At 59.8% G+C, this 7,899-nt stretch carries 5 protein-coding genes and 1 pseudogene; 2 read left to right on the top strand and 4 right to left on the bottom strand.

The window, feature by feature from the left end; genetic code table 11:
* Together GXY01S_RS15810 and GXY01S_RS15805 are read left to right on the top strand one after the other, a co-directional pair.
* The coding region (locus GXY01S_RS15810; protein ID WP_061276667.1) for a copper-transporting P-type ATPase at positions 1 to 2,295 on the top strand (2,295 nt) is incomplete at its 5' end.
* Between the two features lie 88 nt (positions 2,296 to 2,383).
* Positions 2,384 to 3,646, top strand: coding sequence for a cation:proton antiporter (locus GXY01S_RS15805; RefSeq protein ID WP_019087019.1), 1,263 nt, complete (start codon positions 2,384 to 2,386; stop codon positions 3,644 to 3,646).
* Between the two features lie 36 nt (positions 3,647 to 3,682).
* Here GXY01S_RS15805 and GXY01S_RS15800 read toward each other — a convergent pair whose 3' ends face one another.
* The 4 genes and pseudogenes from GXY01S_RS15800 to GXY01S_RS15790 all read right to left on the bottom strand — a co-directional run bounded on the left by GXY01S_RS15800 (position 3,683) and on the right by GXY01S_RS15790 (position 7,827).
* Positions 3,683 to 5,053 carry a ClC family H(+)/Cl(-) exchange transporter gene (locus GXY01S_RS15800; protein WP_082770941.1) on the bottom strand — a complete coding sequence of 457 codons (1,371 nt, stop codon included), beginning with the start codon at positions 5,051 to 5,053 and terminating at the stop codon, positions 3,683 to 3,685.
* Between the two features lie 19 nt (positions 5,054 to 5,072).
* Complete coding sequence (locus tag GXY01S_RS15795) at positions 5,073 to 6,356, bottom strand: chloride channel protein (protein WP_019092385.1); 1,284 nt, start codon at positions 6,354 to 6,356, stop codon at positions 5,073 to 5,075.
* A gap of 389 nt (positions 6,357 to 6,745) precedes the next feature.
* Positions 6,746 to 6,853: pseudogene (locus GXY01S_RS19120) on the bottom strand (integrase core domain-containing protein); the annotation flags it as partial.
* An 11-nt stretch (positions 6,854 to 6,864) separates the two neighbouring features.
* Positions 6,865 to 7,827 carry an aldo/keto reductase gene (locus GXY01S_RS15790; protein ID WP_255210479.1) on the bottom strand — a complete coding sequence of 321 codons (963 nt, stop codon included), beginning with the start codon at positions 7,825 to 7,827 and terminating at the stop codon, positions 6,865 to 6,867.
* Positions 7,828 to 7,899: the final 72 nt, after the last annotated feature.

The following is a 7,899-nucleotide window of genomic DNA, read 5'->3' as shown; positions in this document are numbered from 1 at the left end:
AAGTGCGGCATGGCGCTGGAACCTGCAGAGAAAACTGGTAATGCTCCGGCGATGCCAGCAATGGAACATGGTCAGAAATCGGGCAGCAATACCGGCCATGACCATCATACGTCCACGAACGAAATGCCCTCTCTTGCCGGAAACCACACAATCTGGACCTGTCCCATGCATCCGCAGATCCGGCAGGATCACTCCGGAGACTGCCCGCTCTGTGGCATGGCGCTGGAGCCGGAGGATCCGACCGGGCACAATAAGGAAAATCCCGAACTCAGGGATTTTACGCGCCGCCTGATCGTGGCCGGGGTGCTTGCCATTCCGCTCATGCTCATCGCCATGGGAGGCGATGTCGGTCTGCATCCTGTGCCGCCTGTGCTGTCGCCATGGGTGCAACTCGCGCTCACGCTGCCTGCCGTCTGCTGGGCCGGGTTACCGTTCTTTCAGTGCGGTCTCGCCTCACTACGCACCGGCCATTTCAACATGTTCACCCTGATCATGTTCGGCGTGGGTGCGGCCTTTGGCTACAGCCTCGTGGCAACGATCTTTCCCGACGCCTTCCCCGCGACCTTCCGGATGCCTGACGGCAGCCTTCCGGTCTATTACGAGGCCGCGGGCGTGGTGGTGGCACTCGTGCTGGTTGGGCAGGTCCTGGAACTGCGCGCTCGCGCCGCAACCGGCAACGCGATCCGCGCGCTATTGGATCTCACGCCGAAACAGGCGCATCGCATTGGCGCTGACGGCCAGGAAAACGATGTTGCGGTCGAAGATATCGCGACAGGCGACCGTCTCCGCATTCGGCCCGGTGAATCCGTCCCTGTCGATGGCAAGGTGCTGAACGGCGCGTCCAGTGTGGATGAAGCGATGATCACCGGCGAGCCTGCGCCCGTGGCGAAGAAACCGGGCGATGCGGTAACGGGTGGCACCATTAACGGCACTGGCAGCCTGGAAATCGAGGCACGGGCGGTCGGCAGCGACACCATGCTTGCTCGCATCGTGGCAATGGTTGCCACAGCACAGCATAGTCGTGCGCCGATCCAGAGCATCGCCGACCGCGTGTCGGACTGGTTCGTCCCGCTGGTGTTGGGTATATCCCTCGTGACTTTCGTCGTGTGGTATTTTGTCGGTCCCACGCCGCGCTTCGGCCATGCCCTGCTCAATGCCATATCCGTTTTGATCATCGCCTGTCCCTGCGCGTTGGGACTGGCCACGCCGATGTCCATCATGGTCGGCACCGGGCGCGGCGCGCGTGAGGGCGTTCTGGTGCGCAATGCCGAGGCCCTGCAGGCACTGGACAAGGTGGACACCCTGGTGGTGGACAAGACCGGCACGCTCACGGAAGGACATCCCCGGCTGATCGCCCTCGACGTTGCGCCAGAGTGGCAGGAGGACGATGTGCTGCGTCTGGCGGCCTCAATCGAAGCGCAGTCCCAGCATCCGCTGGCCCAGGCAGTGGTCCGGGCACTGAAGGAGCGCCATGGCACGCTGGTGCAGGTCAGCGATTTCGCCTCACAGCCCGGCCTAGGCGTCAGCGGCACGGCAGGCGGCCGTCAGGTGGTGATCGGCAATGCCGAAAGGCTCAAGCAGGCCGGGGCAGATTCCGCTCCGCTGGAGGCAGATGCAACGCGATATCGTCAGTCCGGCGCGGGGGTCATGTTTGTTGCGATAGACGGGAAAGCAGCGGGGACGATTGCCGTGGCCGATCCGCTGCGGGAAGACACGAAAGCTGCGTTAGCGGCGCTGCATGATGACGGGATGCGCATCGTCATGCTGACTGGCGATAACGAGACGACTGCAAGAGCTGTGGCACAGGCTGCCGGGAACATTGCAGAGGTACACGCCGGGCTGAAGCCCCAGGACAAGGCCGATATCATCAGACAGTTGGAGAGTGTCGGCCGCCATGTGGCGATGACGGGAGACGGCGTGAACGACGCGCCGGCCCTCGCGGCGGCTTCCGTAGGTATCGCCATGGGAACAGGGACTGACGTCGCCATCGAGAGCGCAGGCATCACACTGGCCCATGGCAGCCTGGGTGCGCTGGTCCGCGCCCGAAAACTGGCGCACGCGATCATGCGCAATATCCGGCAGAACCTTGCCTTCTCGTTTCTGTTCAACGGGATCGGCATTCCGGTTGCGGCAGGCGTCCTCTACCCGGTATTCGGACTGTTGCTATCGCCGATGATCGCAGGTGCCGCCATGGCGCTGTCTTCCGTCACCGTCGTTACCAATGCGCTCAGGCTAGGGCGGATCAGTGATGGCGGGCATTCCGCTCGGGATGCCAGAACCGGTAACCTTTTGTGAATATCCGTCCTTCTGGCAGATCCCGGTCTATAAAAGAGAGCACCGGTTTTTCTTGACGCGAAACGCCAGAAAGGCCAGCGATCATACCATGGATACCATCAGCCTGATCGCCCTGCTTCTCGTGCTTGCCGCTGCCTTTAGCATTCTCAATCACCACACGCTTCGCGTTCCCGTGACGATCGGCGTTCTGATCTTCTCGTTGCTGACTTCCCTGCTGGTCATGGTTCTGAACCTGCTGATCCCGGCCTATGATCTTCAGGCCCTGCCGCGGTCTGTGCTGGGGGTCATCAACCTACCCGCGGCGCTTCTGAATGGTGCGCTGTCACTTCTTCTCTTTGCCGGAGCCATGCAGGTTGATGTCGGACACCTGCGTGCGAAACTGATGTCCGTGACAGCCCTGTCCATTCTCGGGACTGTTCTGGCCGTGGCCTTTCTGGCGGGCGCGGCCTGGAGTGTTTTTCCGCTGTTGGGCCACGCTGTTCCCTTTACATGGTGCATCGTGCTCGGCGCCATTCTCGCGCCTACTGATCCGGTTTCGGTCGTGGGGATGTTAAAGCGTCTGGGGCTGCCGGGGCCGCTTCAGGCCATTTTCGCGGGCGAGAGCCTGTTCAATGACGGCGTCGGGGTCGTTATTTTCGGTGTGACGATCGGACTGGCGACCGGAGACAGTCAGGGCGTAGCCGCCTCCGGGATTGCCCTCAGCTTCTGCCGCGAGGCGCTTGGTGGCGGCCTGCTGGGTGCACTGACGGGGTGGATTGCGCTTCGTGTGCTCAAGGGGCAGCGGGATCCGCATATCGATCTGCTGACGTCACTGGCCCTGGCGACCGGAACCTTCAGCATTGCCAACCACCTTGGCATGTCAGGCGCGATTGCTGTCGTCGTGGCCGGATTGTGTTTCGGAACAAGCTATAGCCATTCCGTTTTCGATGAAGCGTCCCGCAAGGAACTCGATATCGCCTGGACCCTGATTGACGAAGTGCTGAATGTCCTGCTGTTCATGCTTATCGGCTTTGAAATACTGGAGATCACGCCGCATCTGTTTACGGTGCTGGCAACGCTTGCCGTGATCCCGCTGTCCATCGCCGTGCGGGCATTGAGCGTGCTGTTTTCCACCCTCCCGGTTCATCTCCGGCAATGGGAGCGTGGCCGTGTTCTGGGTATCCTGACCTGGGGCGGCCTGCGTGGCGGCATCTCGGTTTCGCTGGCGCTTGGACTGCCACCCGGTGAATTGCGCAATCTGCTGCTGCCTGTCTGTTACGGCGTGGTAGTGTTCACCATTATCGTGCAGGGATTGACCATGGAACGGGTCGCCCGCAGGCTCTATCCGTCATCCGCATCCCGGTCTGAATGATTCCTTATGAAACAGGTATTCCAAAAGGTGATAATTTCAGCGTCTTCCGGTTGCTGCCCTGAGCCTCAGCGCCTCGTAGATCGGTGTATCGCCGAGCGCTCCTGCCACTACCATTGCCGCGAAGCTTCCAGACAGAAGCGGCAATACAAGATCGGACGATCCGGTCATTTCCATGACGAGGATAATGCCCGTCAAGGGCGATCGAACGGATCCCGCAAACATGGAGGCCATGCCGACAATCACAAATGGCGTGGTCGCCAGCGCTGTATCCGGGCTCAGTATCTGCGCCACAAAGCTGCAGGCCAATCCGGACAGTGCCCCCAGGGCAAGCATGGGTGCAAATAGTCCTCCTGGTGTTGCGGCAGCATAGGAAATCGCACCGAAGATCAACCGGAAAACGAACAGGGCAGGGATAATACGCCAGCTTATCGTATTATTTATCGCTGCCTGGGTAATCCAGTCTCCTCCACCTGCCAGATGGGGATCAAGCCACACAACAAGTCCAGCCAGACCACCAATCAGAACGGCCCTGACGGGTATGCTGACAGGCAGACGGTCGGCAAGGCGCAGTGCTGCAAGAATTGTCCGGTTATATCCAACCGCCAGCAGACCGGTCATGAGACCGGTCATGACAAAGAACAGCTGCTTCGCGATCGCTTCAGGCGGGACCTGATGGAACACGATGAAATCAGGCTGGCCGCCCAGGATGCCACGACTGATCAGAATGGCTGAAATGGACGCCCCGAGTGCCGCACACACCATTCTGGCTTCAAACCGTCCCACCAGTTCTTCCAGGACAAAAACGGCACCTGCAGCAGGCGCATTGAAGGCCGTTGCAAGACCGGCTCCTGCGCCAGCGGCGAGGAGAGCGCGACAGTCCGCCTGCCCCAGAGAGAGCAGTCGTCCGATCGTATTGGCTGCCGCGGCACCCATCTGCACGCTTGGCCCTTCGCGTCCCAGGGCCAGTCCACTTCCAATCGCCAGCAGACCACCAATGAACTTGACCGGGATGAGCACCCATGGCGCTGGGACCGCGACGCCCGACAGCACGGCCTCGACATGGGGAATACCGCTGCCTGATGCCAGCGGCGCAAAACGGCGCACCATTTCCACTGCGACAAGGGCCGCCAGGGCAACCCCCACGACCAGAAAGCAACCCTCCCACGGAGAACCATGCAGAAACCGGAGAGCCAGATCCGTTCGCGCGGTTTCCAGCCCTTTAAGAAACAGGCGGAAGACCCCACAGATTGCACCGGTCGCAAGTCCGATCAGGATTGACGCTGACGCCAGGAAAACCAGACTGCAGGAACTCCCGGTCTGTTCCGGTTGTGGTTTCCGGTTCGGCACCTGCTGCAGCATCGTGTCTTCTTTCGTTGACTGACGGTTCTCTGGCTCGGAATACTGCATCAGCAACCCGGGTCCCGGTTCAGGAGGGATCAGTTTCCTGCCTTGAAAGTGTTTTTTCCTGACCTGCCTTCCGTTCCGTCTTCTCCATGAACCCCGCGGCGAGGGCGGAATAAAGCGGATGCGGGCAGACCGTGCGCGAGACCCCGAACGCCAGAAACGCAGTCGCGAGAAGCGCCAGCGTGACCTGCTGGTTATCGCATACTTCCATTACGATAATCGTCGCCGTGAGGGGGGACTGGGCAACGCCACAGAAATATGCCGCCATCCCAAGCAGAACGACCGCGCCTGGAGATGTATGGGGCAGGAACTGCTCGATCCATCCGCCCATTCCGGCGCCAATGGCAAGAGATGGTGCAAACATGCCCCCGGGTATCCCCGAACAGAAGGTGATGAGCATGGAAAGGTACTTCAGGAGAAAGAAGGACGCGGGATAATGGAGGCTGCCATCCACGATCCCCCGCGCCTGGAGATAGCCCGTACCATAGGTTGCACCATCGGATGCCAGTCCGATCAGGGCCAGAAGCAGACCGCATAGAGCAGCAAACCCGAGAGGGAAACGTGCTGCAAACGGACGAAGTGATCCAGGCAATCCTTTTGACAGCCTGATGACAAGGCGGGCAAAAAGGCCACCTGCCAGCCCACCGCTTACACCACACACCAGAACGGCCAACCATGCGACACCAACCGGGATGGAGGCACTGGTGCGACCGAAATAGGTATAATTCCCCAGCAGGGCAATCGCGGTGATCCCGGAAAAGATGATGACGGTCAGTGTCCGTCCTGACGATTTCTGTTCAAAGGAATGGGCGAGTTCCTCAATGGCGAATACAACTCCGGCCAGGGGCGTGTTGAAGGCCGCAGCCATGCCGGCGGCTCCGCCCGCCAGGATCATACCGTGTCGGGTGACGTCATTATGCTGACCCATGGCCCGCGAGAACGCATGCATGATGGACGCCCCGATCTGGACGCTGGGTCCTTCACGACCGATTGAGGCGCCGCAGATCAGACCGAGGCATGTCATCAGGATCTTGCCGAGCGCAATGCGCAATGTCAGGATTCGGTCCACCAGCATGAAATTATGCATATGCAATGTTGCAATTGTCTGGGGGATACCCGAGCCTTGGGCACCATTGAACAGCACGCGCGTCAACCAGGTAATGGCGACCAGTCCAAGCGGTGCAATCAGAAGCATGGACCAGGCATTCAGGGCGACGATGTGGTAACGCAGATCGGCCGCCGCATCCCCCAGATGGGCAAAGATCACGGAAATAATCCCGATCAGCACAGCCCCCGAGCAATACATGAGTGTTCTTTGCCATTTCAGGGTCCTGACACGCGCCAGACGACGAAGCCGACGGGCTCGTCTGGCGCGATTTCGGCCCGGAACGGACTGGCAGTCAGCCTGATCTGCACCATGGTATGACAATGTCGGCAAAATGGTCACGGCAGAGAAGGTCCAGACTGTGAGACAGGAACGGGGCATATACCATTTTTTCTTACGCCCCTGCTCAGAACCCATACCGGGAAGCTACAGGAGATTCATCCTCAAAATCTACGGGACTGCTACGTAGATCATTCATACATCTGGTGAGTTCCGTCTGGTTTCATTATCCAGATTATCATGCCGTTCTGCCATGCCCTTGAGACCCTTGTCTGGCGACCGGGTCCGGTGTTTGCCATCCAGTTGGGGATGTGGGGGCGCACCGTATTGTAGTCTGCCCGCCAGTCAGCCAGAATCTGGCGGACATGCATCAGGGACGTGAGCAACGTTTCGTTGAGACATTCATCCCTGAACCGGCCATATCTTACTTCTAACCTTCGATGAGCCCGGATTTCTCGCTGTCGAGTACTGCCATCTGTTTCGGATCGTAGCGTTCCCCGGCTGCGGCCCCTTTGGGAATAGCCTTCTCGATAGCAGCCAGATCACCGGGCGTCAGCGTAAGATCAAGCGCCCCCAGCGCCTCGGAGAGCCGATCGCGCCGGCGGGCTCCTACAAGTGGTACAATATCGTCACCCTGTGCCGCCACCCAGGCAATTGCCAGCTGGGCCACGCTTGCGCCCTTGGTGGCTGCCATTTCGCGCAATGTCTCCACGAGAGCCAGATTGCGCTCGACATTGCCTTCCTGAAAGCGGGGACTATGAACCCGAAAGTCCCCTGGACCCTTTGCTCCTTGCCAGTGCCCGCTGATCAGACCGCGCGCGAGCACGCCATAGGCTGTTATGCCGATGCCGAGTTCACGACAGACAGGAAGAATTTTGTCCTCGATGCCACGTGAAATCAGCGAATATTCAATCTGAAGATCGCTGATCGGATGGACGGACGCCGCGCGCCGGATGGTCTCCGGGCCAACTTCCGAAAGCCCGATATGCCGGACATAACCAGCCTGAACCATCTCGGCAATGGCGCCAATAGTCTCTTCAACAGGCACTGCCGGGTCCAGCCGTGCAGGGCGGTAGATGTCGATATGATCAAGCCCGAGCCGTTGCAGGGTATAGGCCAGGAAGTTCTTCATGGCGGCAGGCCGTGCGTCGTAGGAACCCCAGTTGCCACCCGGGTCGCGCATCGCACCAAATTTGACGCTGACGAGGAATCTGTCGCGAGGAATATCCCTGATCGCCTCACCGATCAGCATCTCGTTATGGCCCATGCCATAGAAATCGCCGGTGTCGAGAAGCGTGATCCCGGCGTCCAGCGCGGCATGGATGGTAGCGATGCTTTCTTTCCGATCAGCCGGACCATACATGCCGGACATGCTCATGCACCCAAGACCGATTTCGGATACCTGATACCAACCATTGTTTGGTCTGACTCACGGGGTACCCATCGGTTTAAAAATGTGATTCAC

The sequence above is a fragment of the Komagataeibacter xylinus NBRC 15237 genome, assembly GCF_001571345.1.
GTDB classification, from domain to species: domain Bacteria; phylum Pseudomonadota; class Alphaproteobacteria; order Acetobacterales; family Acetobacteraceae; genus Komagataeibacter; species Komagataeibacter xylinus.
This window is presented reverse-complemented; position numbering and strand designations above follow the sequence as displayed.

Excerpts from the sequence above, each read along its gene's own strand:
- GXY01S_RS15795 (WP_019092385.1), bottom strand. The coding sequence starts at position 6,356 with ATGTATTGCTCGGGGGCTGTGCTGATCGGGATTATTTCCGTGATCTTT.
- GXY01S_RS15800 (WP_082770941.1), bottom strand. The coding sequence starts at position 5,053 with ATGCAGTATTCCGAGCCAGAGAACCGTCAGTCAACGAAAGAAGACACG.
- GXY01S_RS15805 (WP_019087019.1), top strand. The coding sequence starts at position 2,384 with ATGGATACCATCAGCCTGATCGCCCTGCTTCTCGTGCTTGCCGCTGCC.